At 72.4% G+C, this 25,040-nt stretch carries 19 protein-coding genes and 1 pseudogene; 5 read left to right on the forward strand and 15 right to left on the reverse strand.

The window, feature by feature from the left end; genetic code table 11:
* Nucleotides 1–12: 12 nt before the first annotated feature.
* From ACZ4IF_RS35140 to ACZ4IF_RS35170, 7 genes are all read right to left on the reverse strand, one after another.
* Nucleotides 13–1,416, reverse strand: a complete 1,404-nt coding sequence (locus ACZ4IF_RS35140; protein ID WP_467570357.1) for an MFS transporter — start codon at nucleotides 1,414–1,416, stop codon at nucleotides 13–15.
* 193 nt (nucleotides 1,417–1,609) lie between these two features.
* Nucleotides 1,610–4,639 carry a SpoIIE family protein phosphatase gene (locus tag ACZ4IF_RS35145; protein WP_467570360.1) on the reverse strand — a complete coding sequence of 1,010 codons (3,030 nt, stop codon included), beginning with the start codon at nucleotides 4,637–4,639 and terminating at the stop codon, nucleotides 1,610–1,612.
* A 374-nt stretch (nucleotides 4,640–5,013) separates the two neighbouring features.
* Nucleotides 5,014–5,904 carry an MBL fold metallo-hydrolase gene (locus ACZ4IF_RS35150; RefSeq protein WP_467570363.1) on the reverse strand — a complete coding sequence of 297 codons (891 nt, stop codon included), beginning with the start codon at nucleotides 5,902–5,904 and terminating at the stop codon, nucleotides 5,014–5,016.
* A gap of 166 nt (nucleotides 5,905–6,070) precedes the next feature.
* Entirely contained in the window at nucleotides 6,071–7,429 is a 1,359-nt protein-coding gene (locus ACZ4IF_RS35155; RefSeq protein WP_467570366.1) for a diacylglycerol/lipid kinase family protein, read from the reverse strand.
* A gap of 153 nt (nucleotides 7,430–7,582) precedes the next feature.
* Entirely contained in the window at nucleotides 7,583–8,023 is a 441-nt protein-coding gene (locus ACZ4IF_RS35160) for a hypothetical protein (protein ID WP_467570369.1), read from the reverse strand.
* Nucleotides 8,020–9,597 (reverse strand): GMC family oxidoreductase, encoded by a 1,578-nt coding sequence (locus ACZ4IF_RS35165; protein ID WP_467570372.1) that lies wholly within the window; start codon nucleotides 9,595–9,597, stop codon nucleotides 8,020–8,022. Before ACZ4IF_RS35165 ends, ACZ4IF_RS35160 begins: the two co-directional genes overlap by 4 nt.
* Nucleotides 9,598–10,032: 435 nt before the next feature.
* Entirely contained in the window at nucleotides 10,033–10,533 is a 501-nt protein-coding gene (locus ACZ4IF_RS35170; protein ID WP_467570375.1) for an alpha/beta hydrolase, read from the reverse strand.
* Between the two features lie 215 nt (nucleotides 10,534–10,748).
* Between ACZ4IF_RS35170 and ACZ4IF_RS35175 the strand changes: the two genes are divergently transcribed.
* Nucleotides 10,749–11,393 (forward strand): TetR/AcrR family transcriptional regulator, encoded by a 645-nt coding sequence (locus ACZ4IF_RS35175; protein WP_467570378.1) that lies wholly within the window; start codon nucleotides 10,749–10,751, stop codon nucleotides 11,391–11,393.
* A 543-nt stretch (nucleotides 11,394–11,936) separates the two neighbouring features.
* On the opposite strand, the pseudogene ACZ4IF_RS35180 reads toward ACZ4IF_RS35175, so the two are convergent.
* Nucleotides 11,937–12,506 (reverse strand): annotated as a pseudogene (locus ACZ4IF_RS35180) (hypothetical protein); the annotation flags it as partial.
* A gap of 29 nt (nucleotides 12,507–12,535) precedes the next feature.
* On the opposite strand from ACZ4IF_RS35180, the gene ACZ4IF_RS35185 reads away from it, so the two are divergent.
* On the forward strand, nucleotides 12,536–14,179 hold the full coding sequence (locus ACZ4IF_RS35185) for a sigma-70 family RNA polymerase sigma factor (RefSeq protein WP_467570381.1): 1,644 nt from the start codon (nucleotides 12,536–12,538) through the stop codon (nucleotides 14,177–14,179).
* 43 nt (nucleotides 14,180–14,222) lie between these two features.
* Here ACZ4IF_RS35185 and ACZ4IF_RS35190 read toward each other — a convergent pair whose 3' ends face one another.
* From ACZ4IF_RS35190 to ACZ4IF_RS35220, 7 genes are all read right to left on the reverse strand, one after another.
* Complete coding sequence (locus ACZ4IF_RS35190; protein ID WP_467570384.1) at nucleotides 14,223–15,644, reverse strand: aminobutyraldehyde dehydrogenase; 1,422 nt, start codon at nucleotides 15,642–15,644, stop codon at nucleotides 14,223–14,225.
* Complete coding sequence (locus ACZ4IF_RS35195; protein ID WP_467570386.1) at nucleotides 15,637–16,956, reverse strand: flavin monoamine oxidase family protein; 1,320 nt, start codon at nucleotides 16,954–16,956, stop codon at nucleotides 15,637–15,639. The genes ACZ4IF_RS35190 and ACZ4IF_RS35195 overlap by 8 nt, the downstream gene beginning before the upstream one ends.
* Before the next feature lie 44 nt (nucleotides 16,957–17,000).
* On the reverse strand, nucleotides 17,001–18,071 hold the full coding sequence (locus ACZ4IF_RS35200; RefSeq protein ID WP_467570389.1) for an ABC transporter ATP-binding protein: 1,071 nt from the start codon (nucleotides 18,069–18,071) through the stop codon (nucleotides 17,001–17,003).
* Nucleotides 18,072–18,075: 4 nt separating this feature from the next.
* Nucleotides 18,076–18,957 (reverse strand): ABC transporter permease, encoded by an 882-nt coding sequence (locus tag ACZ4IF_RS35205; protein WP_467570391.1) that lies wholly within the window; start codon nucleotides 18,955–18,957, stop codon nucleotides 18,076–18,078.
* Nucleotides 18,954–19,853, reverse strand: coding sequence for an ABC transporter permease (locus ACZ4IF_RS35210; RefSeq protein WP_467570394.1), 900 nt, complete (start codon nucleotides 19,851–19,853; stop codon nucleotides 18,954–18,956). Before ACZ4IF_RS35210 ends, ACZ4IF_RS35205 begins: the two co-directional genes overlap by 4 nt.
* 1 nt (nucleotide 19,854) lies before the next feature.
* The gene (locus tag ACZ4IF_RS35215; RefSeq protein WP_467570397.1) at nucleotides 19,855–20,979 is read right to left on the reverse strand and encodes a polyamine ABC transporter substrate-binding protein; all 1,125 of its coding nucleotides are present in this window, start codon (nucleotides 20,977–20,979) and stop codon (nucleotides 19,855–19,857) included.
* Between the two features lie 196 nt (nucleotides 20,980–21,175).
* Nucleotides 21,176–22,432: an aromatic ring-hydroxylating oxygenase subunit alpha gene (locus ACZ4IF_RS35220; protein WP_467570400.1), complete on the reverse strand. Its 1,257-nt coding sequence runs from the start codon at nucleotides 22,430–22,432 to the stop codon at nucleotides 21,176–21,178.
* A gap of 524 nt (nucleotides 22,433–22,956) precedes the next feature.
* On the opposite strand from ACZ4IF_RS35220, the gene ACZ4IF_RS35225 reads away from it, so the two are divergent.
* The 3 genes from ACZ4IF_RS35225 (at nucleotide 22,957) to ACZ4IF_RS35235 (ending at nucleotide 25,040) form a co-directional block, all read left to right on the forward strand.
* Nucleotides 22,957–23,481 carry a hypothetical protein gene (locus ACZ4IF_RS35225; protein WP_467570403.1) on the forward strand — a complete coding sequence of 175 codons (525 nt, stop codon included), beginning with the start codon at nucleotides 22,957–22,959 and terminating at the stop codon, nucleotides 23,479–23,481.
* Nucleotides 23,478–24,782 carry an NADH-ubiquinone oxidoreductase-F iron-sulfur binding region domain-containing protein gene (locus ACZ4IF_RS35230; protein WP_467570405.1) on the forward strand — a complete coding sequence of 435 codons (1,305 nt, stop codon included), beginning with the start codon at nucleotides 23,478–23,480 and terminating at the stop codon, nucleotides 24,780–24,782. The genes ACZ4IF_RS35225 and ACZ4IF_RS35230 overlap by 4 nt, the downstream gene beginning before the upstream one ends.
* 66 nt (nucleotides 24,783–24,848) lie before the next feature.
* Nucleotides 24,849–25,040, forward strand: coding sequence for a ferredoxin (locus ACZ4IF_RS35235; RefSeq protein WP_359496147.1), 192 nt, complete (start codon nucleotides 24,849–24,851; stop codon nucleotides 25,038–25,040).

Here is a 25,040-nt window from a genome sequence, read left to right on the forward strand (position 1 = left end):
AAGGCCGGGGGATCAGGCGGTGCGGGCGTCGGCCTTCTCCGCCGCGGCGGGGCGGTCCTCGACCGGTGCGTCCACGTCGGCCAGATCGCGGTGCCTGGTCTCCTTGGCGCAGCCCACCGCGACCAGCGTCAGGACGGCCGCCGCGATCACGTACAGGGAGATCATGGTGGAGCCGCCGGTGGAGTCCAGCAGCGCGGTGGCGATGAGGGGCGCGGGCGCACCCGCGGCGACCGAGGCGAACTGCGCGCCGATGGACGCACCGGAGTAGCGCATCCGCGTCGCGAACATCTCCGAGAAGAAGGCCGCCTGCGGCGCGTACATCGCGCCGTGCAGCACCAGGCCGACGGTGACGGCGAGGATCAGGTTCCCGAAGCTCCCGGTGTCCACGAGCGAGAAGAAGGGGAAGGCCCACAGACCGACGCCGGCGGCGCCCAGCAGATACACGGGCCTGCGGCCGATCCGGTCCGAGAGCGCGCCCCAGGCCGGAATCACCGCGAAGTGCACGGCGGAGGCGATGAGTACGGCGTTCAGTGCCGTCTGCTTGGAGATGTCGGCGGCGGTCGTCGCGTACACGAGGACGAAGGCGGTGATCACGTAGTAGCTGATGTTCTCCGCCATGCGGGCGCCCATCGCGATGAGCACGTCCCGCCAGTGGTGCCGCAGTACCGCGACCAGCGGCAGCTTCTCCGCCTCCGAGTCGTCCGAGGCACGGGCCGCCTTGCGGGCCTCGGCCTGCGCCAACGCACGCTTGAACACCGGGGATTCATCGACAGAAAGACGTATCCACAAACCGACCATCACCAGGACGCCGGAGAGCAGGAACGGGATGCGCCAGCCCCAGGAGCCGAACGCGTCGTCCGACAGGGTGGCGGTGAGCAGCGACAGCACACCGGTGGCCAGGAGCTGCCCCGCCGGCGCGCCGGTCTGCGGCCACGAGGCCCAGAATCCACGGCGCTTGGCGTCCCCGTGCTCGGACACCAGCAGGACCGCGCCGCCCCATTCGCCGCCCAGCGCGAATCCCTGCACCAGGCGCAGCGTGGTCAGCAGCACCGGCGCGGCCGAGCCGACCGTGGCGTGTGTGGGCAGCAGTCCGATCGCGAACGTCGCCCCGCCCATCATCAACAGGCTGAGCACCAGCAGCTTCTTGCGCCCGAGCCGGTCTCCGTAGTGCCCGAAGACGAGCGCGCCGATGGGCCGGGCCGCGAACCCCACCGCGTACGTCAGGAACGAGAGCAGCGTGCCGACGAGCGGGTCGGAATCAGGGAAGAAGAGCTTGTTGAACACCAGGGCGGCGGCGGAGCCGTAGAGGAAGAAGTCGTACCACTCGATGGTCGTGCCGATGAGGCTCGCGGCGACGATGCGCTTGAGATTGGCGGGGGTGCCCGGGGATGGGGGAGCGGTTGCTGCGGAGGCCATGTGCGCCACTTCCTCGTGTGCGGTGGGGACGGGTACGTGTCGGCACACGGTAGGAAGACGCAGGTCGGGCGCACATGTGGTGGGACAACATACTTCGGGGACGGTCTGTGCGTGCAACCCCCATGCCGTCTCGTGGAAGGGCGGTTCAGGGCCTCGAAGGTCGACGAAAGGAGCGCCGCCTGGGGCGCGGGGATCAGACCGGGGCGGTGGGGAGGGGCTGTTCGGTCCAGATGGACTTGCCGGTGCGGGTGTGGCGGGTGCCCCAGCGCTGGCAGAGCGCGGAGATGAGCTGCAGGCCGCGGCCGCCCTCGTCGGTGGCGGAACTGTGGCGGATGTGCGGTGTGGTCAGGCTGGCGTCGGAGACCTCGCAGATCAGTGCGCGGCTGCGGAGCATGCGCAGCCGGATGGGGCCGTAGGCGTGCCGTACGACGTTCCCGACCAGCTCGCTGACCAGGAGTTCGGTGGTCATGATCAGGTCCTCGTCGGCGAGGTCCCAGTCGGTGAGCTGGGCGCGGACCAGACTGCGGGCCTGGCCCGCGGCCACCGGATCCTCGGGCAACGGCCATTCGGCGACGTTCTCCGCGTCCAGCGAATGGGTGCGGACCAGCAGCAGGGCGGCGTCGTCTATCAGCGCGCCGTGGGCGGGGAGGAGCGCGGAGGTGAGGGCGGCACACAGGGCGTCCAGGTCGGACGCGTCCGCCGTCGAGTCCGGCATGGCCTGCACCGAATCACTGAGGAGCTCGGCGAGCCGGTTCATACCGGTGGTGACGTCCCTGTCCTTGCTCTCGACCAGGCCGTCGCTGTAGAGGGCGAGCAGACTGTCGGCGGGCAGAAGGGTCTCGCGGGTCTCGAACGGCGGGGCGGCCACGCCCAGCGGCGGGTCGGGGGTCATGGACAGGAAGGTGACGGTGCCGTCGGGGTGGGCCACCGCCGGGGGCGGCTGACCGGCGCTGGCGTACGACAGACACCGGGTCACGGGGTCGTAGATGCCGTAAAGACAGGTCACGAAGGCGTCGGTGCCCAGTTCGCCGACGATGTCGTTGAGGTGGCCGAGGATCTCGTCGGGCGGCAGCTCCAGCTCCGAGAGGGTGCGGACGGCGGTGCGGAGCCTGCCCATGGTGGCGGCCTCGGCCATGCCGTGGCCCATCACGTCGCCGATCACGAGCGCCACCCGGGCCGCGGAGAGCGGGATCACGTCGTACCAGTCGCCACCGACGTCGGCTCCCTGCTTGGCCGACTGGTAGCGCGCCGCCGTCGTCACCTCGGGCAGATCGGGGAGCACCTGCGGAAGCAGGCTGCGCTGGAGCGTACGGGCCCGGGTCCTTGCCTCGTCGTAGAGCCCGGCGCGCTCCAGGGCCTGTGCGATCAGTCCGCTGAGCGCCGTCAGCAGCGTTCGCTCGTCGTCGTCCAGCACGCGCGGCCGGTGGAAGCCGATCACCGCGGCGCCGATCCCGCGCCCCGAGACGGCCAGCGGCAGAAAGGCCCACGCCTGCTTGCCGCTCGCTCGGATCAGGACCTCGGTCTCCGGGTATCGCTTCAGGAACTCCTCGGGGGAGGAGATGCAGATCGGGGTGCGGGTGCGCAGCGCGTCCGTCACCGGGCTCGTGGTGTCCCGCATCGTCCACTGGCCGTCCAGCAGTCGGGTGAAGTGCTCCGAGTACCCGTGGGAGCCGATCACGTTCAGCCGGTCGCCGACCGCGTCGAGCATGATGAGTCCGGTGGCCCCGAGCGGCGTCATCACGCCGTCGGCCACGGCCGCGATCACGTCCTGCGCCGTGACGGCTTCGGCCAGCTCCCGCGTGATCCGCTGCACCAGGGAAGCGCGCTCCGCGGCAGCCCGCTCCGCGGCGACGCGATCGGCCTCCCGCAGATGCCGCTCGGTGGTGTCGGTGATGTAGAGCGTCAGGCCTTCCGGCACCGGCACCAGCCGCAGGTGGTACCAGGACGCCCCGTCCGAACCGGGTACGTCGAATCCGGCCGGCCGGCCCTCGGCCGCCGTGGCCCGGCACCGCTGCTCCAGCCCTCGCACGGCACGTACCGCGGGAATGTCCCAGAGCAGGGCTCCGGCCACATCTCCCGCGGCGCCCAGGAGCCGTTCGGCGGCCTGATTGAGGAATCCGATGCGCCAGTCCGGGTCCAGGGAGACGAAGCCGTCGCTCATGTGCTGCAGTGCCCGCCCCACCGACTCGGCGGCGGCATGCGTTTCACTGCTGTCCCGAAGGGTGCCGATCACTTTCACCGGCGTCCCCTCCGCGTCCGTGATCGTCCTGGCAGCGGCTTCGATCCAGAGATATGTGCCGTCCTGGCGACGGATCCGGTACTCGTTCTGGAAGCCGCCGCGCAGTTGGATGCCCGTGTCGAAGCCGGCCACCGCGCCCGGCAGGTCGTCCGGGTGGATCAGTTCCGCCCACGCCTCGATGCCGCCGCCCATCACCTCCGGATCGATTCCGGGCAGCACCTCCTCGACGGGCAGGTCGGAGGTCAGCTCGCCGGTGCGCAGGTCCCAGGTGTAGGTGAGGGTCGGCGCCCCGTCGTCCCGGGGGGAGGCGGCCTCCCGCGGTCCTGGCTCGTTCTCCAGGGCGCGCAGCAGGGTGGGGGACGGATTGAGGATCCCGGAGGACCTGAGCCTTCCGGACATCCAGGCCGCCACCTCGCTCAGAAACGCGCGCTCCGCGGCGCCGACCGTGGCGCCCGGCGCGAAGAGGACGGAGAGCGCGCCGCGGCGCGAGCCACCGCTCGCGATGGGGACGGCCAGGTGACCGATGCCGGCGGTGAGTCGGGCAGGCCACAGGGCCGCGGGGTCCCGGCCCGGCACCGGGTCGGGCGGGGCCAGGTCGGGCTGCCAGGCGACGGTGTCGTTGCGGGCGGCCTTGCTGGGCGGCGCAGTGCCCCGTACCGGGATGATGACCCAGGGCCGGGTCAGCGACTCCGGCAGGCCACTGTCGGCGACGAGGTAGAGGATGCCGCTCATGCCGCCGCCCGGGAGATGCACCATGCCGCCCAGGCCGTGCACCTCGGCCACCGCCTGCTGGAGAGCGGTCAGCAGCACGTCGACATCGCGCCGGTCCTCGTCGACGGCGTCGAGCAGCTGCATGCGCATGCGGTGCCGGTCCATGGGCAGTACGGCCTGTAGGGTCCGCACGCCGTGCGTCCGGCGCAGCGGACGGGGGACCTGGGGTATGGACGAGTCGGTGTTCTCCGCGTCGCCGCCTCTGGTGTTCACCACTGTCGACTGTCGCCTCCGCTCACCGTTTGGGGACCCGCTGAGCCGTATGCGATCGGACATGGACCCACAGCGGTCTACATTCATCGCATCCAACCTAATTAGAACAACTTAGGCGATTTCATCCGCTCAGGTGAAGCGTCTATGTTCGATCAACCGTATGTGGTGCCGGCTCACGCTGTGTCACGGTCGGGGATTCGTCCGCCGGCTCGGGGGTGCCGCGGCACCGGCAGGCCCTTGAATCCGGTTGGAGAGCAGTGCCGGCAGGGCGGTGAACCCGGCGGTGGACAGTGATGCCGAGAGAGGCGTCGTGTCGCGCGATGACCGCTGCGGTCAGGGCTCGGTGCGGCCCGCATGTGCTGCGGCGCGATGGGTCAGGCCGCCCGGAAGCGCTCCGGCTCCACCTTCTCGACCAGCTCTCGTCCGATCAGCCGGTCCAGGTGCTGGACCGCCGTCCGTCGTTCCACCGGCCCCACGTGCGGTCCCTCGACATGCGGGCGATAGACGAGCCTGTGCTCCGCGATCTCGTCGACGGTCCGCGGCTCGCCGAGGAACGCGAGCAGTGCCGCCTCCCGCCGCTCGATGACGCCGGCGAATGCGTCCAGGCGCCGCCGGAACTCCGCGGCGCCCTCGATCACGCCCTTCTGGTGCGAGGTGCCGTACCAGCGCGCGTCGATCTCCCGGCATCGGCGGATCGACGCCTCGAAGGCATCGACGTCGCTGCCGAGGTCGCCGTAGAACGGGCCGAAGGACGTCAGGTCGATGTCGGCGGTGAAGAAGAAGCCGTCCGGCTCGACCAGGAAGCCGCTGTGGCCCGCGGTGTGCCCGGGCAGGTGCACGACGGTCACCGTGCGCCCGCCGAGGTCGAACGTGGCGCCGTCCTCGAACCCCGCCGCGTCCGGACGTCCCTCCACGTGGAACTCGTCGCGCAGCCTCTTGTCGAAGGTCACGACCGCGTCGGGCGGGATGCCGAACCCGGCGACCATGACCTCGCGGGATCGCACCGCGGCGAGGTCGCGCACATGGGTGTGGACCGGCACGTCGTAGCCCGCGAGACCGGCGATGTGGTCCTCGTGCGCATGACTCACGAGGACCGCGTCCACGGTCGGCGCGTCCCCGACGAGCGACAGCGAGGGGTCGATGAGCAGTGATGCGGTGGTGCCCCGCACGAGCAGCGAGTTGCCGTACGGGTAGGCGCCCCGCCGGGCGCCGACGAGCACGGTGACCTCACCGTATTCCACCGTCATGTGTCCCTCGGAGTGCATGCTCGCGACCGTCCCACCCTTCGATCCGGCGATCGTCCGAGCCTCCCACCCGAGCGAACTCGAACATGATTCGAGATCGTATCAGTCCCCGAGGGTCGAGATCCGGTCGCGGGTACCGGTGCGCGGCCATGCCCCGGCGGGATCGGCGACCGGGGCCGATCTCCGGTCAGGTACGGGTCGCTCCCGGGGGCTTCCGCTCCGTGGGCGCGAACGCGAGGTCGACGAGCCGCCGCCAGTTCACGGGCGGTGCGGGAACCGCGACGCCCGGGCGGTCGTGGGGCACCAGGACCCGCAGGGCGCCGGCGCGCAGCGAGCACACGACCGGCGTCGGCATCCGCAGGGCCTCACCGTCCACCGCCACCGGGATCGTGTCCTCGTCGGACGTCACCTCGACCCGCCGCGCGGTCGCGACGCTCAGCCCCTCCGCCTGCGAGCCCCGCACGGCCACGTCCGCCGCCTGCACCGCGCCCTCCACCCGCATTCCCAGTACGCCCAGTTCACCGCCGTCGAGCCGTGCCCTGCGTCCGGCGCCGCCCAGTTCCTCGGGGGAGACGTACGGGTTGTTGCTGACGAGCAGCGCCTGCTGGGAGGAGAGCACGGTGTCGTCGACCCGCGCGTCGAGCCTCCGTGCCTGGTCGCCCGCCAGCAGATCCGGCATGAGGTTCAGCGCGGTGGCCGCCTTGGCGTCGCGGTACTCGGGGCTCTGCACGATGTCCGCGTACACGCCGAACGACACCGTGTTGACGAAGGCGCGGCCCGCGACGTCGCCCAGGTCGACCCGGATCTCCTCGCCGTCCGTGAGCGCGTCGAGGCAGCGGGCCGGGTCGGACCGGTCGAGGCCGAGGTCCATCGCGAAGTGGTTGCGGGTACCGGCGGAGACGACGAGGAAGGGCAGGTCGTGCTCGGCGGCGACCGCCGCGACCAGCGCCTGGGTGCCGTCGCCGCCCGCGACGCCGAGCAGATCGGCGCCCTCGGCCACGGCCTGACGGGCCAGCGCGGCGACGTCGGCCGGGGCGGAGGGGTCGAGCAGGATCACCCGCGCCCCGAGCTCCTCCGCGCGCTCGACGAGACCGAATCGGCCGACCTTTCCGTCACCGGACTTCGGGTTCATGACGATGACCGCCCGCCTCGGGCGGGGCGCGGGGACGGGGCGCTGCGACCGTGGCGGACGCGCCCTGCGCAGCGCCGACCGGCCGCAGGCCAGGGCCGTGGTCCAGCACAGGGTCGAGGCCAGTGCCGTCAGCCACAGGCCGCCGTGCGCGAACAGCACCAGGACGCCGACGGGCGCGGCGACCGCGACGAGGGCCCCGAACAGCCGCACCGCGCCGCGGTGCGCCAGGAACCACCAGCCGCCGGCCGCGCAGACGATCAGCCCGAGAAGCCCTGCCCCGACGACGATCAGCCCGCCCGCTCCCAGCGCGACCAGCAGGACCACCGCGGCGGCGACGGCCGCCAGGAGGGCGCACCGGGCGAGCAGCCGCCCGGCCGGCCGGCCGCCCGGGCCCGTCACCCGTGTCCTGCCCATGTCGTCCTCCCGACGTGGTGCCGATCCCGTTCCGACTCGCGCGTGCGAGCGAGGCCGAGGCCCTGAAGGAAGACGAAGCGCGGTCTGCCACGACCGGCTCGACGTGCCGGAGCAGTCCCCGCCGGGGCCGCTGCCGAAACGTCACCCTCGAAGTCAACACCACCCAGGGCGGACACCGGGGTCGCCACCGCCCCCGTGTCGAACGCTCCCGGGGTGCCCGCGGAGCCCGCCACCGCCACCGGCAAGCCCGCCGGCGCCGGGAGCCCGGCCGGCGGAGAGCCCGCCGACGGGACTGCGGCCGTCCTCCAGGGCCTTGATGCTCGCGGCGAGCGCGCCCGCGGAAGTCAGCACCGGATACGGGCCGCTGATCCACTCCTCGCCGACCAGCGGACTGTTCTCCGGCAGCCGCTTGTAGGCGACGGCCGCACGCACCCGTGCCTCCGCCTGCTCACCGGTGGCCGCCTGCACTTCTTCCAGCGGTTCGCGACGCCGGGCCAGGCCGCGGGCCGCCCAGGAGGCCTCGCCGCGGGCCAGGTCGTCGACGGCCCGGTCGATCGCCCCTGCCTGGTCGGTCGTCGGCGGGGATGTCGTCATCGTCCGGCTCCCACTGCGCCGTTGCCCGCCTTGATGAGGTCGGCCGCCTTCTCCGCGGCCATGACGGTCGGGGCGTTGGTGTTCCCCCGTGGCACCGTCGGGAACACCGAGGCGTCGACGACCCGCAGTCCGGCCACGCCGAACACGCGCAGCTCGGGGTCGACCACCGAGCCGATGGCACAGGTCGACGTGGGGTGGTAGAGCGTCTGCCCGGACCGCTGCGCCCAGGCGAGGACGTCCGCGTCGGAATCGGAGTCCGGCCTGTCCCCGTACGGTCCGGTGGCGATGTCGGCCACCGCCCGCTGCGCCGCGATCTCCAGGGCGATCCGGACCCCGGCGACGATGCAGTCCCGGTCCGCGGCCGTTGTCAGGTAGTTGTGCACGATCCGGGGCGCGGCGTCCGGGCGGGGGGAGCGCAGGGTCACCGCGCCGCGGCTGGTCGGGGCGACCACGCAGGGGCCGAAGGCGAAACCGTGCTCGGTGGCCGCGCCGAGCCCCTCCTGGTGGAAGAGCACCGGCGCGGCGTGGAACTGCACGTCGGGAGCGGCAAGGCCGTCCCGGCTGCGGAAGAAGCCGCCGGCCTCGCCGATGTTGGAGGTCAGCGGGCCGCGGCCCTCGCTCTGCAGCAATGCGGTGTTCGCATCGCTCGCCGCGCCGATCAGCGACTCGACGTCGGTACGGAAGTTCAGCAGTGTCATGTAGTGGTCCTGCAGGCCCTGGCCGACCGGCAGATCGTGTACGACGTCGATGCCGAAGGCGGACAGGGTGGCCGCCGGCCCGATCCCGGACAGCATCAGCAGCTTCGGCGACTCGTAGGCGCCGGCGGACAGGACCACCTCACGCTCGGCGCGGACGACCTCGGCGGTGTCGCCCCGCTCCACCTCCACGCCGGTCGCCCGGCCGCCTTCGAACACGACGCGGTGGGCCCGGGCCGAGGAGAGCACGGTGAGGTTCGGCCGTTCGAGGGCCGGGTGGAGATAGGCCACGGCCGTGCTGCAGCGCAGGCCGCCGCGCTGCGTCAGCTGGTAGCGCCCGACGCCGAACTGCGACTCGCCGTTGAAGTCGTCGTTCGCCTTGTGCCCCGCCTGCTCGGCGGCCCGGACGAAGGCCGAGGAGAGCGGGTGCCCGGACCTGCCGTCGCTCACCGTCAGCGGCCCGCCCACGCCGTGGAACTCGTCCTCGCCGCGCTCGTTGTCCTCGGAGCGCCGGAAGTACGGCAGCACGTCGGCGTAATCCCAGCCCGTGGCCCCGGCCGCGGCCCAGCCGTCGTAGTCGGCGCGATTTCCGCGTATGTAGATCATGGCGTTCATCGAGCTGGAGCCGCCGAACATCCTGCCCCGGGGCAGGTAGGCCCGCCTGCCGCCGATCCCGGGCTCCGGGTCGGAGTCGAGGTCCCAGTCGAGGCCGGACTTGAACAACTGGGGGAAGGCGGCGGGTACATGGATCTCCTGCGCGGTGTCGGGGCCGCCCGCCTCGATCACCGCCACCCGGACGTCGGGGTCCTCGGACAGACGTGCGGCCAGGACGCAGCCCGCGGATCCGGCGCCGATGATGACGTAGTCGTACGTGTTCATGCCCATCTCCTCAACGTAAAGGGTGGTTTCACGGGTGAAGAGGTGCGGTCGGCCCCGCCTCGGGCGCGGAGCCCGGTGCCGTCCGACCCCGGTGGTGTCGGGGGGAACGCGGGCAAGTGAGGACGCTCGGCGCGAAGTCGACCTGATCGGCAAGCGCCCGCTGCTGCCACGGCCCCGCGTAGACGTCGAGAGGGTCGACGGGGTACTCGCGCAGCTGGGCCCACGGACCTGCCTTCCGAGCCGTCCGGCGCGCCGCGCCGGCAGGCGCGACGCGGTCGTTGGTGCCGACCTGCACCAGGATCGGACACGCCGGGCGTCCCGCGAAGACGGTGGGCCGGTTCAGGCCAACCTTCGGTGCCACGCGTGCGGGGACCTCGTTGCGGAGGGTCGGGCCGGCGAACGACGCGCAGATCTCCAGGGCGTCGGGGAGGCTCATCATCGCTGTCGACCCGGGCTCCCCGACGACCGGTGCATGGTGCGGCGCTCGTCCGCGGAGGACGCGAGCCGCGTCGCGCACCCGTGCCCCGCCAGACGGCACAGCCGGCCGAACCCGGCACGGCGCACCACATGTGCCAGCGTGGTGAGGCCGTCCGTCGCCGGTGTCAGCGAGATCACCGCCGCGATCCCCGCGTCCTGTGCGGCGACCGCGATCACGTGTCCGCCGGCGTACGACGTGCCCCACAGCACGATCCGGTCCGGATCGACGCCGGGCAGACGCCGGGCGGCCGCGAGGGCCGTGTGGTACTCCTGCCGCTGACGGCGCACCGAGACGTCCTGGCGGGGCAGGCCCTCGGAGTCGCCGAAGCCCCGGTGGTCGAAGGTGAACGCGTCGATGCCGGCGTCGGCGAACGCCCCCGCGTAGGCCGGCAGCCCGCTGTCGCGGGTGCCGGCTGTGGGCGGCCTGGGGCCGGCCGGTGGTGCTGGTGGGGGGGGCACGGGTGCCTCCTGGCCGCGTGGATGACGGGCTGCGCCGGGCTGGTGTCGGCCGCTCGCCCGGTGGCGGTGGTCCTTCGGCCGAGTTCGGCGCGCACGGCTCGTATCGGCACTCGATGAACCTGAAATCGAATCGAATGCGAGTTCTGGCGAGGCGGAGAGGCTGTCGACCTCGTCCGGCGGGAGAATGGGGAGCGTGACTGATACGATCCCGAATCGTGTTCGAAAAGACTTCGCCGAGCCAGGCACCCGCTCGCCCGGCCGTGGTGCAGCGCCGCGGGATCGAGCGCAGGCGGGCCATCCTCGACGCCGCCGAGGCCCTGCTCGCCGAGCAGGGCTACGAGGCCGCCACCCTCAAGGCGATCGGCGAGCGGGCGGGCATCCCGACCGCCTCCGTCTACCACTACTTCTCCGACCGGCATCAGGTCGATGCCGAGCTGTTGCAGCGGCATGTGGGTCAGATGGAACCGCTCCTCGGCGCGGCGCTGCAGAACCCCGAACCGCGCACGCTGCGTGCCGCCGCCGACGCCGTCATCGACCCCATGCTCGGCTACTTCCGCAGCCACCCGAGCTGCGTCGAGCTGTGGTACGCGGGACGCCACGACGTACTCGTCGAACTGGTCCGCGCCTTCGACGAGGCGCAGGCGGAACGCCTCTGGCACTTCCTCGTCGAGCAGGGTCTCATCGCGTCCGGCACACCCCAACTCGTCCTGCAGCTCGCCTTCGAGGCCGGAAACCGGCTCTTCGACGTCGCCTTCCGGCGCAACCCGACCGGCGACGACACCACCATCGACGAGGCGCGCCGCCTCGTCACCGCCTACCTCGACACCTACGCCCCGCACGAGCCGGAGCGACGCGGCTGACACGGCGTCCGTCCACGGGCGGTGGGTGGTGTCGGCCGCCCGCGGGGGACACTCGGAGCACCGCACCGACCTCTTCGGCCGCACGCCCGACCGCGCCCTCCAGGCAGCGATGCCGTTGAACGGTGCCGGGTCCAGTCCGCCGACACAGCGGATGCGGCTCGCCCCCGGGTAGCGGCGGGGCAGTGTGACCGGTTCCGGGTGTGCGGTCTCGTACCGGAGGACCTCGTCGGCACCACCGCCCAGCGACAGGGTCGTCGTGCCGACGTACGACTCGTGGATGACCGGTCCGCCGTTCTCCCACGTCAGACAGTCGCCGGCGGCGATGTGCAGCAGATGCTGGAGCACCGCCCGGCCCACTTCCGGCTGCTCGTCGCCGACCAGCCGGCCCAAGGTGATGTCCTCGACGGTGTCGAGCTCGCTCGCGGCGTCGGCCGCCGGCGCGTTGCCCATCCCCGGTGAGGCACCGCAGCCGACGTAGACCGGGACGCCCGCGGCCGCTGCCTTCTCGTGCAGGGAGAGGGCGTGCTGGGTGCTCTCGACGTCGTCGTCGACGTCGAGGTACGGCACGTTGGCCTCCAGGCAGGCCGAGATGACCGGCTCGGAGGTGCGGATGTAGGGCCCGGCGCCGAGCACGACCGAAGCGGCACCCCTGATCGCGTCGAGCAGGTCGGCGTGGTCGTACAGGTCCAGCCGCCGGACCGTGGCACGCCCGGCCGGCAGCCGTTCGACCAGCGGGGCGAGGATCTCGGGCCGGATGTCGAGAGAGTGAGTTGCCAGGCGCCGTCCGCCTCGGCGAAGCGCTCGATGGCGATCCGGCACCTCTCGCCGACGGCGCCGATGCTCGCGACGGCTCGGCGAGAGGGCGAACTCGTCGCGTCCGCCGTGCCGTTGCCCGGCGCGCGAACCCGAGACCGCGATGCATATCCGCCAAGTCATCGGGATTCGTCCATATGTGAGGCCCGGACCGGGATCTGCAATCTCGTCCGCGGAGCGCGCCGATGTGACGTCCTCCATTGCGGTCGCCCGTCCCTGCGGACAACCTCTCGGGAAACGAGTGACCGAATAACTGTTATCCGGGGCTCGCCGAGCGGTCTCCGATGTGTCGGACAGCATCGTTCGGAGTCGAGGACGGGGAAGTTTTGATGAGCACACAGCGCACGGCGGCGTCGACGGCACTGGTGGCCGCCGCGCGGGAAGGCGATCCGGAAGCCCAGGACGCCTTGGTCAGCGCGTACCTCCCGCTGGTCTACAACATCGTGGGGCGGGCGCTGAACGGCTCGGTCGACGTCGACGACGTGGTGCAGGAGACCATGCTCCGCGCCCTCGACGCGCTCGAGGACCTGCGTACCCCCGAGAGCTTCCGCTCCTGGCTCGTGGCGATCGCGATGAATCAGGTCCGGGCGCACTGGCAGGACCGGCAGGTCGCGCCGGACGCCGTGGAGGACACCAAGGACTTCGCCGACCCGGGCGCCGACTTCGTGGACCTGACGATGGTGCGGCTCCAACTGTCCGGCCAGCGGCAGGAGACGGCGCGCGCCACACGCTGGCTGGAGCCCGACGACCGCGGACTCCTGTCACTGTGGTGGCTGGAGTGCGCCGGCGAACTGACCCGCAACGAGGTGGCCGCGGCACTGGAGCTGTCACCCCAGCACGCGGCGGTCCGAGTTCAGCGGATGAAGGCGCAACTGGAGGCCGCGCGCGTGGTGGTGCGCGCCCTCGACGCCCAGCCGCCGTGCGAGGAACTGCGGGGCGAGCTGGCCTCCTGGGACGGCCGGCCCTCGGCCCTGTGGCGCAAGCGAATAGCCCGGCACGCGCGCGGCTGCGTGTACTGCTCCGGACTGTGGAGCGGGCTGATGCCCGCCGAGGGGCTGCTCGCCGGCCTGGCGCTGGTGGCGGCCTCGCCCGCGCTTCTGGAGGGAGTGCGCGTCGCCTGCCGGGAGATGGAACCCGTCGGCGCGGCCTCCTCGCTCGGCGCCTCCGGCGGCGACGCGGGGCCGGGTGGCGGGGCGCGCCACCGTGCCGGACGCGGCCGGGGGACCTCCCGCAGCGAGGCCCGTCGGCAGCGGCGTGTCCGGCGCCGGGCCGTCGGCGGAGCGGTGGTGGCGGTCTGCGTCGCGGGCGGGGGTCTCTGGTACTTCGGCACGGACCCGGGCAACGGCGGCGGATCCGACGAGGCGACCGCCGTGCAGCCCGACGACCAGCACGTGGTGGACCTCTCCGCGTCCGGTCCCGCCGAGAGTTCGGCGTCGGCTTCCCCGTCGCCGTCCGTATCCGCGTCCGCGACCAAGAAGCCGAGCCCTTCCAAGACCCCGACCCACGCCAAGGAGAGCGTGTCGACCTCCCGGCAGACCGCACGGCCGACTCCGACCCCCTCCAGGACGATCGAGGCGCAGTCGGCGCCGACGAACACGATCACGCAGGTGGTCGCGCTGGTGAACAAGGAGCGGGCGGCCGCCGGCTGCGGGCCTCTCACGGAGGACCCGCAACTGGAGGACGCCGCGCAGGCCCACTCCGACGACATGGCGGCCCGCAACTTCTTCGAGCACACCAACCCCGACGGTGCCGACCCCGGCCAGCGCATCACCGCCGCCGGTTACCGCTGGTCCACGTACGGCGAGAACATCGCCCAGGGGCAGCAGACCCCCGAGGCGGTGATGGAGTCCTGGATGAACAGCCCCGGCCACCGCGCCAACATCCTCAACTGTTCGTTCAAGAACATCGGCGTGGGTGTCCACAGGGGGTCCGGCGGCCCGTGGTGGACGCAGGACTTCGGCGCCAAGCTCTGACGGGGCGGGCGCCGCGGGGACGGGCGCCGCGGGGGCGGCGCCGTCACAGCATGACGTGCTTGACCTGCGTGTAGTCGAGCAGTCCGGTGAGGGAGAGGTCGCTGCCGTGGCCGGAGTGGCGTACGCCGCCGTGCGGCATCTCCGACACCGTCGTGCCATGGGTGTTGACCCAGACGATGCCGGTGTGGAGCGCCCGGCTCGCGCGCATGGCCCGGTCGTGGTCGCGCGTCCAGACGCTCGCGGCGAGGCCCTGGGGCACGTCGTTCGCCATCCGGAATGCTTCCGCCTCGTCGGCGAAGGGCTGGACGGTGACGACCGGGCCGAACACCTCGCTCTGCACGATCTCGTCCCGCTGACGCGCCCCGGCGATCACCGTGGCCTGGTGGAAGTAGCCGGGCCGGTCCACGGCGGCGCCGCCGTGGACGATCCGCGCGTGGTCCGGCAGCCTGGCCAGGAGCCCTTGCACGGAAGCGAGTTGAGCTGCGTTGGCGAGCGGCCCGAAATCGGCGCCGTCCTCGTCCGGGGCTCCGGGCCGCAGCCGTGCGGCCCGGGCGGCGAACGCCTCCAGGAAGGCGTCGTGGACCCCGCGGTGCACCAGGATCCTGGTCGCCGCCGTGCAGTCCTGCCCCGCGTTGTAGAAGGCGAGCGAGGACAACTGCTCGACCGCGTCGTCGAGATCGGCGTCCTCGTGGATCAGCACCGGCGCGTTGCCGCCCAGTTCCAGGTGGAGCCGCTTGAGGTCGGCGGCCGCGGCCGCGGCGATCTCCCGGCCGGCGCGCACACTGCCGGTGACCGCCACCAGCCGGACCTCGGGGTGGGCGACGAGGGACCGTCCGGTGTCGCGGTCGCCGCACACCACGTTGAGCACCCCCGGCGGCAGGTGCTCGGCGGCCAGCCCGGCGAGGAGCGTGGCGGATGACGGCGTGGTGTCGGACGGCTTCAGGACGACGGTGTTGCCGGCGGCGAGTGCCGGCGCGATCTTCCACACGGCCATCATCAGCGGGTAGTTCCACGGCGTGATCTGGGCGCACACGCCGATCGGCTCGCGCCGCAGCACCGACGTACGGAAGGGTGTGTACTCGGCTGCCGCGGCGCCCGGCAGGTTCCGTGCCGCTCCGGCGAAGTACCGCAACACGTCCACGATCGCCGGCAGTTCGTCCGCCAGGAACAGGGCGCGCGGCTTGCCCGTGTCGGTCACCTCGGCGTGCGCCACCATGTCGGCCTGCCGCTCCAGGGCGTCGGCGACGCGCAGCAGCGCGGTCTGGCGCTGTCCCGGAGTCGTGGCCGACCAGCCGGGCAGCGCGTCCCGGGCCGCCCGGCATGCGGCGTCCACGTCCTCGGGGCCGGACAGCGGGGCGGTGCCGTGGGGGAGTCCGGTGGCCGGATCGACCAGGCGGAGCGTCGCGCCGGAGGCGGCCGGTACGTCTTTGCCGCCCACGTGATTGAGGCGGTCGGTGTCAGCCACGGCGCAGCGCCTCCTCGGCGGCGGCGCGGCCGGTGCGGACGGCGCCCTCCATGTATCCGGCGACCCACTGGTCGGAGCCGCAGACGTAGAACGGCGGTTCGTGCGTTCCGTGCAGCGGACCGACCGCCATGACCTCGCCCGGCGGCCACTGGGTGACATAGCCCTGGGTCCAGGGGTCGGTGCCCCACAGCCGCAGATGGCAGGAGGCCGGCCGGAGTGCCTCGTCACCGAACATGACGGCCATCTCGGCGAGCAGCTCGGGAGTGCGCAGCTGCGGCGGGGTGCCGAGCAGGACGCCGTAGCGCTCGGGCGGGATCAGGGCCGACAGGACGCCGTCGTTCTGCGGCCAGGTGCTGCCCAGTACGCCCTCCGACTCGGAGAGGCCGTTCAGACCGGCGGCGCGCCAGAAGGGACGGTCGTAGACGGCCGCGAACTTGGCGGCCGTCGCGTGGCGTTGACGGTGCAGGGAGGCGAGGCGGGCCTCGCTCACCCCGCTGACGGCCACGTCCCGCAGTGGTCCCACGGGCAGGGCGCTCACCACGGCCGCCGCGGTGAGGACCTCGCCGGTGACGAGGCGCACGGAGCAGCTGCCGGGGCGGATGTCCAGGGCGGCGGCGGGGGAGCCGAGCCGGATGCGCGGCCCCAGTTCGCGGGCCATGACCTCGGCGAGCGTCGCCGATCCCTCCGCGAGGCGCAGTCCCTCCCAGTCGCCGTAGTCGTAGTCGCCCGTGCCGGAGCCGGGTACCGCCGCGCTCTTGCGCAGCGCGGCCAGCAGCGAGATCCGCTCGTAGGAGCCACCGGCCAGGGCGAGTTGGCCGATGTCCCACAGGCGGACGACCGCGGAGGTGGCCTGCCGGGAACGCAGCCAGCCGGCCACGGACAGCCGGTCCAGGGCGGCGGCGTCCGGATGCGACCAGGGGTCGTCGGGATCCACCGTGGCGGCCAGCGCGGTGAACTCCGAGCCGAGCCGCTCGTGCAGTGCCGCGTCGCCGGGACCGAACCAGTGCGGCGGATCACCGGCCGAGCGGCCCTCCGGCGTGGCCCGGGTGATACGGCCGGGTTCGGCGACATAGCTGGGGACCGGTTCGAGGCCCAGTTCCTTGGCCAGTCGAAGGTAGGCGGTGTGCCCGTGGCCGACCACTTCGCCGCCCAGCTGGACGGTGCGGCCGTCGGGCGTACGGGTCTGCTCGACCCGCCCGCCGACGCGGTCCCGCGCCTCCAGGACGAGTACGTCGGTGCCGGCGGCGGCCAGGTCCCGGGCGGCGGCGAGCCCGGCGAGACCGGCGCCGAGCACGATCACGTCGTGATGCATCAGCTTCGCTTTCCTCGGTGCGGCGGATTCGGGGTGCGGCGGGTTCAGGCCAGCACGAGACAGTGCTCGGGCCGCCAGCCGAACTCCACCGACTCGCCGCCGCTCCAGCGGTCCTCCATGCGCGCGCGGGCCGTGTTCTGCTCCAGCACCGACAGCGTGACGCCCGGGGCGAGTTCGATCAGATAGGTGGTGGTCGGGCCGCTGTAGACGGTGTCGCGGAGCACCCCGCGCAGCTTCGACATGCCCGGCTCGAAGTCGGACAACCAAATCTTCTCGGGGCGCACGGACACGCTGACCGCGGAGCCGTCGGCGATACCGCTGCGGGGACCGACCGCGAGGGCGGGCCCCTGGTCCAGGGAGACCTCACCGTCGCGGTAGGTGCCGGCCATCAGGTTGGAGGTGCCCATGAAGGAGGCGACGAAGCGGGTGGCGGGGTGTTCGTAGATGTCCTCGGGGGTGCCGCACTGCTCGATGCGGCCCTTGTTCATCACCGCGATCCGGTCGGACATGGTCAGTGCCTCGTCCTGGTCGTGGGTGACGAAGACGAAGGTGATGCCGACCTCTCGCTGGATCTGCTTCAGCTCCACCTGCATCTGCCGGCGAAGTTTCAGGTCGAGGGCGGCGAGCGGCTCGTCGAGGAGGAGGACGGCCGGACGATTGACGAGCGCGCGGGCGAGGGCGACGCGCTGGCGCTGGCCGCCGGACAGCGTACGGGGCTTGCGGTCGGCCAGACCGTCGAGCTGGACCAGCTCCAGCATCTCGCCGACGCGCCGGCGGATCTCCGTCTTGGCCACGCCCTTGCGCTTGAGGCCGAAGGCGACGTTGTCGGCGATGCTCAGGTGGTCGAACAGCGCGTAGCTCTGGAAGACGGTGTTGACGTTGCGCTTGTTCGGCGGCAGGGCGGTGACGTCCTCGCCGGCGAGCAGCACCGAGCCCTCTGTGGGGTCGCTGAACCCGCCGATCATGCGCAGCGAGGTGGTCTTGCCGCAGCCGGAGGGCCCGAGCAGGGAGAAGAAGTGGCCGGCCTCGATGTCGAGGTCCAGGTGGTGGACGGCGTACGAGTCGGCGAACTGCTTGGAGACGCCTTCGAGCCGGACGGCGGGGGTCGCGTCCATGGGGTCACGCTCCGGAGAGGATGTCGAGGCCGCCGCGGCGGCCGAAGAGGCGCGGGATGAACAGGGCCAGGGCGATCAGGCAGATGGATCCGGCGAGCATCAGCGTGCCGACCGCGTTGATCGTGGGCTGCACCCCGAAGCGGATGGCCGAGTAGATCCGCACCGACAGCGGCTGGGGGTCGACGCCGGTGGTGAAGTAGGCGAGGACGAAGTCGTCGAAGACGAGCGCGAAGATCAGCACGGCGGAGGCGAGCACCGCGGGCAGCAGCGCCGGCAGGGTGACCAGGCGGACCGCCTGCCAGCGGGTGGCGCCGAGGTCCATCGCGGCCTCCTCCACCTCCGGGTTCAGTGCGGCGACCCGGGAGCGCAGGATGACGGTGACGTAGGAGATCGAGAAGGTGATCTCGGCGAGCATCACCGTGCCGGTGGACAGGGCCACACCCAGGCCCTTGAACAGCAGCATCGACGCGACACCCGTGACGATCTCCGGGGTGATCAACGGGACCAGCATGATCAGCCCGGCCAGCGAGCCGAGCCGGGTGCGGCAGCGGACGAGTCCGAGCGCGAGCGCCACTCCGAGGAGGACCGAACCGGCCATCGCCACCAGGGAGATCCGCAGACTGGTGCCCAAGGACGCGATGAGGACGTCGTCGTGGGCGAAGGTGCGGTACCAGCGCAGGCTGAAACCGCCGAACACGGTGAGGGACTTCTTGGAGTTGAAGGAGAACAGGGCCACCACGGCGATGGGCAGGTAGAGCAGGAGGAAGAAGAGGGAGGTGACCGTGATGAGGACGCGGGGCCGGCGGTCGGCACGTCCGCGCCGGGCGCGGGTCCGGGCGGCCGGGCGGGCCGGCGCGGTGGCGGAGGTCGGCTTGAGCAGGGTCATCGGAGCGCCTCCGCCTCGTCCTTGCGGGTGCGCCGCAGGTAGCCGAGCATCCCGATCAGCAGGACCAGCATCAGCAGCATGGTGAGCGCGGATCCGAGGGGCCAGTTCTGGCCCTGGAAGAACTTGTCCTGGATGAGGTTGCCGATCATGATCTGGTCCGGTCCTCCCATGAGCTGTGCGCTGACGAAGTCGCCCATGGCGGGCAGGAAGACCAGCACGAGTCCGGCCGCCGCGCCCTGGCGGGTCGCGGGCAGGGTGACGAAGAAGAACGTCCGGACCGGGCCGCCGTAGAGGTCGCGGCCGGCCTCGATGAGGGAGACGTCCAGCCGTTCCAGCGCCGCGTACAAGGGGATGATCATGAAGACGACGAAGCCGTAGACGAGTCCCGCGACCACACCGACGCCGGTGTTGAGGATCTTGGTGTCGCCGTCGGCCAGTCCCACCGCGCGCAGCGCCCGCAAGAGAGGGCCGTCGTCGGACAGGACGACCGACCAGCCGTACATCCGGACCAGATAGTTGGCGAAGAAGGGCACCACGATCGCGGCGATCAGCGCGTGCTTGTAGCGACCGCCGTGCAGGGCGATGGTGTACGCCACCGGGTAGGCGATCAGCAGGCAGATCGCGCAGGTCAGCAGGGCGTAGCCGAGGGAGCGTGCCAGGACCTCGGTGTAGGCGGGGTCGGCGAGGGCGCGTACGCCGGCCAGGTCGAAGCCGAAGCGCGGGTTGCCGAGGTCGTCGGTGGTGCCGACCGCGAGGACGGCGACGAGCGCCAGCGAGGCGATCAGGAAGCCGGTCATCCACAGGGTGCCGGGCAGCATGAACCAGGTCCACATGCGGGTGCCGGTGGCGTCCGGGCCGCGGCGGCGGGATCGCGAGGAGGGGCGCAGCAGTGCCATGTCAGCCCGCCTTCACATGGGTCCATGCGGTGTCACGGGCGTCCTCCGCCGCGCGGCCGCCGTTGCGGAAGAACAGGTCCGCCTTCAGGTCCTCCTCGGTGACGAGGCACTCGGGGAAGGGTCCGACCAGGTCGGCGTAGACCTTCTCGGAGCCGGCCACCGGCATCGGATAGCCGATGTACTCGATGTTCTTCTTCACGTTCTCGGGCCGGAGCATGTAGTCGATGAAGAGCATCGCGGTGCCCGGGTGGGGGGCGTTCCAGGGGATGGCGTAGCAGTCGGAGTTGATCGGCGTGCCCTCCTTGGGGGCCTCGAAGCCGAACACGGAGGGGTCCTTGGCCTGGTTGAGCATGGCGGCCATGTCGCCGCTCCACGCCTGTGTCATGACGGCGTTGCCGTTGAGGAGGTTGTTGTAGCTGTCGCTGGAGAAGCCGCGCAGCCGGGGGCGCAGGGTGCCGAGCAGCGAGGTGATGCGGTCGAGGTCGCCGGTGTCTCCGGTGCTCACGTCCAGGCCGAGGGCGAGGGCGCCCATGCCGAGGACCTCGTCGCGGTCGTCCAGCAGGAAGACCTTGCCCCTGGCGCGGTCGTTCCACAGGTCCTTCCAGGATCCGCTCAGCTCGCCGATCCGGTCGCGGCGCCAGCCGATGCCGGTCTTGTACGCGGTGAAGGGGACGGTGTGCGCGGAGCCGGGGTCGTACCAGGGGTCGGTGAAGTACGCGTGTGCGCCGAACACGGCGTGCGCGTTGGTGAGCTGGGAGTGGTCGATGCGGCGCAGCCGGCCGCCGCGGACCAGACGCTGGGCCCACTTGGCCGTCGGGAAGACGATGTCGTAGCGGTTGCCGGCGTTGAGCTTGGCGACCATGCCTTCCATCGAGTCGAAGTTCGACTGGACGACCCTGACGCGGTACTCCTTCTCGAAGCCCTTGAACACGGACGGGTCGACGAAGTCGGCCCAGTTGAAGTAGACGAGATCGCCGTCGACGCGCGCCTGGACCGGCGCGAGCTCCTTTGCGTCGGGCTTCTTCGCGGGCATGAACCCGCAGCCGCCGACCGCGGCGCCCAGCAGACCGCAGGCGCCTGCCCGCAGGAGGGCGCGCCGGGTCGGTGGGGGTACCTCGGGGGACATGGAACGTCCTCTCCGTCGAGGAACGGCACAACTCCAGGGCGGGACCGGCTGGTCGGCTCACGGAGGCCCTGACTCCGTACTGAAGACCGGTCTGGGGAGGGTGCGAGGGTGTGAGGGTGTCAACTCACGCGCGGTAAGCCCGACGGGGGGAGTACGGCGTACCGGCGGCGCGGCGCGGCGGCCGTACGGCGGGGCGTCACCGGCCGTCTCCGTCCGGGGCGTGCCCGTCGCGCCGGTCGCGGACCGGGGCCCGGCCGTTGCGGTCGGGTCCGCCCGGGGTCGCGATGCGGCCCTCCAGGTCGTCCCTGACCCGACGGGCGAACCATCCGACGGCGGCCTCGCGCTGCGACAGCGGACCTGGCTCGAACCCGGGCGTGCGCAGTCCGGCCTGCACCCGCTCGACCAGCTCGGCGTCCTCGTCGTTGGTGACCCAGCCGATGTGGATGTTCAGCCGCCGGGCCAGCCTGGTGCGGACGCTCTCCCCGTGCCGGGTGTAGAAGGCGCCGGGGATCGCCGCCCGGTCCTGGGCGGTGGGCAGGGCGGTCCACGCGAGCACGTGGTCAGGGTAGAAGTCGATGAGCGTGTTGGGGTAGATCACGGCGTAGCGCCAGACGCGTCGGTCGTCGTCGGTGAGTCCCGGCATGGGGGTCGCGAGGCGCTGGTAGAGCCGCTCGGTCCAGTTCGAGGACGGCTTGTCGCGCAGCGGCGACTCGAACAGCACGTAGTTCTCCTGGACGTCCACCGTGTACGCCTGGTAGTCGAGCAGACGCATCAGCGCGGGGTGGGCCACGGGGACGTGATAGCCCTCCAGATAGTTGTCGACGATCACCTTCCAGTTGGCGTTCTGCTCCTCGCCGTGTGCCACGTCGTGGATGCGGTGCTTGCCGACGGGCACGAGGCCGGGCCCGGCGTAGCGGCCGACGGCCTCGGCGAGCCCGGCGCAGCTCTGGGAGAGCGGCACCGCTTCGAGGTCGAGGTTGACGAAGACGAAGCCGAGGAAGGACTCCACATTCACCGGGTGCAGCCCGAGCCGGGGCTTGTCCAGGCAGGGGATCCGGCGCGCTTCGGGGGCGCCGACGAGCCGGCCGTCCAGTTTGTAGGTCCAGCCGTGGTACGGGCAGCGAATCGCCTTGCCCGACGGCTCGGGAGCGGTGACCAGGCGGGTTCCGCGATGCCGGCACACGTTCAGGTGGGCGGCGAGGCCGCCGTCCTCGGTGCGTACGACCAGTACCTCCCGGCCCGCGGCCGTGGCGGCCAGACGTGCGCCGGGGCCGGGGAGGTCGGACTCGTGGCAGACGAGCTGCCAGGACCTGGCGAAGATGTGCTCGGTCTCGGCCTCGGCGACGGCCGGGTCGGTGTAATAACGCGCGGACAGCGCTTCCCCGGGATGCTCGGGGGGCGGCTCCGCGGGGGCAGGGGAGAGGGTGACTGCCCGTGTGGTCGAGGGGTGCATGAAGTCCTCCTCCGCGCCGCGACGGCGGCGATGGGCGGTGAGGCCGTGCCCGGAAGAGGCGGCAGGTGAAGATCCGGACGCGCTCGTCCTGGAAGCCTCCGGACCTGCCGCGATCCGGCTGACTAATTGGTTAGTCAGAGTGGGACCGCCGCGGAGCGAAGTCAAGACTTGTGGGCTGACTAATTAGTTAGTTAGTGTCGTGGCAGGCGGATGCCCCAGGCCCGCAGACGGCTCCCCGGGCACATTCCGCCAGCCCGCGGACCACCGTCCGCACCACACCGGGCGTCCGCATCGGACACCCCGGTCCCCGCACGACGCACGGCTCGGGCCGCGCGCCGCCCCGGTCCGGCCGTGCGGCTCGCACCGGTCCCGACACCCCCGGTCCACGCCGTGCCCGGCCCCGGCCAGGCACCCCGCACCGCTCCCCGCCCCTTTCGTCACGGCGCCGGAGCACCCCCGTACACGCCATCGCCGCGCCACCCGTCTCCGGACCACCCGGAAACGGCGCGACCCCGGAGGCCCCCATGAGCGCTCGCCGAAGTCTCGTCTGGCTCGGCCTCACGCCGGAACCCGAGCAGGAGCTGCCCGCCGCGGTGGCCGCCCTGCGCGCCCCGGCGGACGGTCGCCCGCGGTCGGCCCTGGTCGCCGCCGAGCGGCGGCGCGTCGAGCGGCTGGTGCTGCGCGGCACACAGCGCGGCTGGCTGCGCTACCTCGGAGAGGTCACCGACCTGGTCGTCGAGGCGGCGACGGAACACGCAGGCGCCGACCCACGGCCGGCGCTGGTGGCCGGCGAGGTCGTCCTCGACCACCACCGCATGCTGATCGGCCTGCCCGGCGCCGGCTATGCCCGAACCGCCCCGCAACGGCGGGACCTGGAAGAGGCGCTGGCGCGGCTCAGGTCCCGACACGGCACGGACCCCTCCGCGGGCCCAAGCCCCTCAGGGCACCTGGACGAGCACTTCGGTCCGCCGGACCTCACGGGTCCCGCAGGCCTTTCCCGTCGGCTGGACGAGGCCCTCGAACACCCCGAGCCCAGGAGCACCGCATGACCGGCGTCCTCTCCCTCCTCCCCGAAGGACGGCACGGCCTCCTCGGCGCGCCGCTGCCCGGTGCCGGGCGCCCCGGTGTCGGGGAGCCGTCCGAGGCCCTCGCCCCCTCCGGCGGTGAGGACCTCGCCCGGTATCTCGCCGAGGGCGGATACGCGCCGCTGCCGGTGCCCGGCCTGCTCCTCGACCGGATCGCCGCCGCGGGACTCCGCGGCCGGGGCGGAGCCGGGTTCCCCGCAGCCGTCAAGCTCCGTGCCGTACGCGACGGACCGGGCCGTCCCGTCGTCGTCGCCAACGGCGAGGAGGGCGAGCCGGGGTCGGTCAAGGACCGCTGGCTGCTGCGACACCGCCCGCACCTGGTCCTGGACGGCCTCGGACTGGCCGCCGCCATGACCGGTGCCGGACGCGGCTGCGTGTACCTCTCCGACGCCGGCGCCGAGCAGGCCGTGCGCCGCGCACTGGCCGAGCGCCCCTTCGACCCGCCCGTCGACGTCGTACGCGCCGAGCACACCTACGTCGCGGGCGAGGAGACCGCGGTCGTCCGGCGCATCGACGGCGGCCCGGCCCTGCCCACGGCCAAACCCCCGCGCCCGTTCGAGAGCGGTGTCGGCGGGGCGCCCACCCTCGTCGCCAACGTCGAGACGCTGGCCCGCGTCGCGCTGATGCACGCACGCCCCGAGTCCGCGGACACCGTCGCCGGGACCTATCTGGTGACCCTCTCCGGCACCCGAAGCCGTACGGGCGCCGACGACGCGGCCGCACTCGTCGAGGTGCCCGCCGGTACGCACCTGAAGGTCCTCGCCGACCTGTGCGGCCACGGCAGGGCCGAAGCGGTGCTGCTGGGCGGTCTGTTCGGAGGGCTGCACGGCGCGGGCTGGACGGACCTTCCGCTCGACCACGACCGGCTCCGGGCCGCCGGGGGAGCGCTCGGCTGCGGAGCCCTGCACTTCCTGCACCCCGAGGACTGCCCGGTCGCCGCCGCCAGCGAGGCCGCCGCCCACCTCGCGGCCCAGAGCGCCCGCCAGTGCGGGGTCTGCGTCTCCGGCACCGGTGCGCTGGCCGGCGCCCTCGCGACCGTCGCCCGGGGCGAGGCGGACGACGACACCACCGCCAGGCTGCGCCGCTGGTCGGAGCAACTGCCCGGGCGTGGCGCCTGCGGTCTGCTCGACGCCGCCGCACGCATCGCCGGCACCCTCCTCACCCACTTCCCCGACCGCGTCGACGCCCACCGGGGGACGGTCTGCCCGCCGTGCCGGGCGACGCCGAACGGCGGGGGACACCGGTTCACGGTCCCGGTGCCCTGACCTGCCCCGGCCACCACACCCCACCCCGCCATCCGCCCGAACCCGGCGCACCGAAAGGACCGCACCATGAAACTCCTGCTGGACTCCACCCGCTGCCAGGGCTACGGCCTCTGTCAGGAACCCGCGCCCGAGCTGATCGACCTCGACGAGTGGGGCTATGCGCAGCTCCGCGTCGGCGAGGTCCCGCCCGGCGACGAGGAAGCCGCCGTGGCCGCGGTCGCCGCCTGCCCCAACTCCGCGCTGCGGCTGGTGAAGTGA

The organism is Streptomyces sp. NPDC025784, assembly GCF_055558435.1.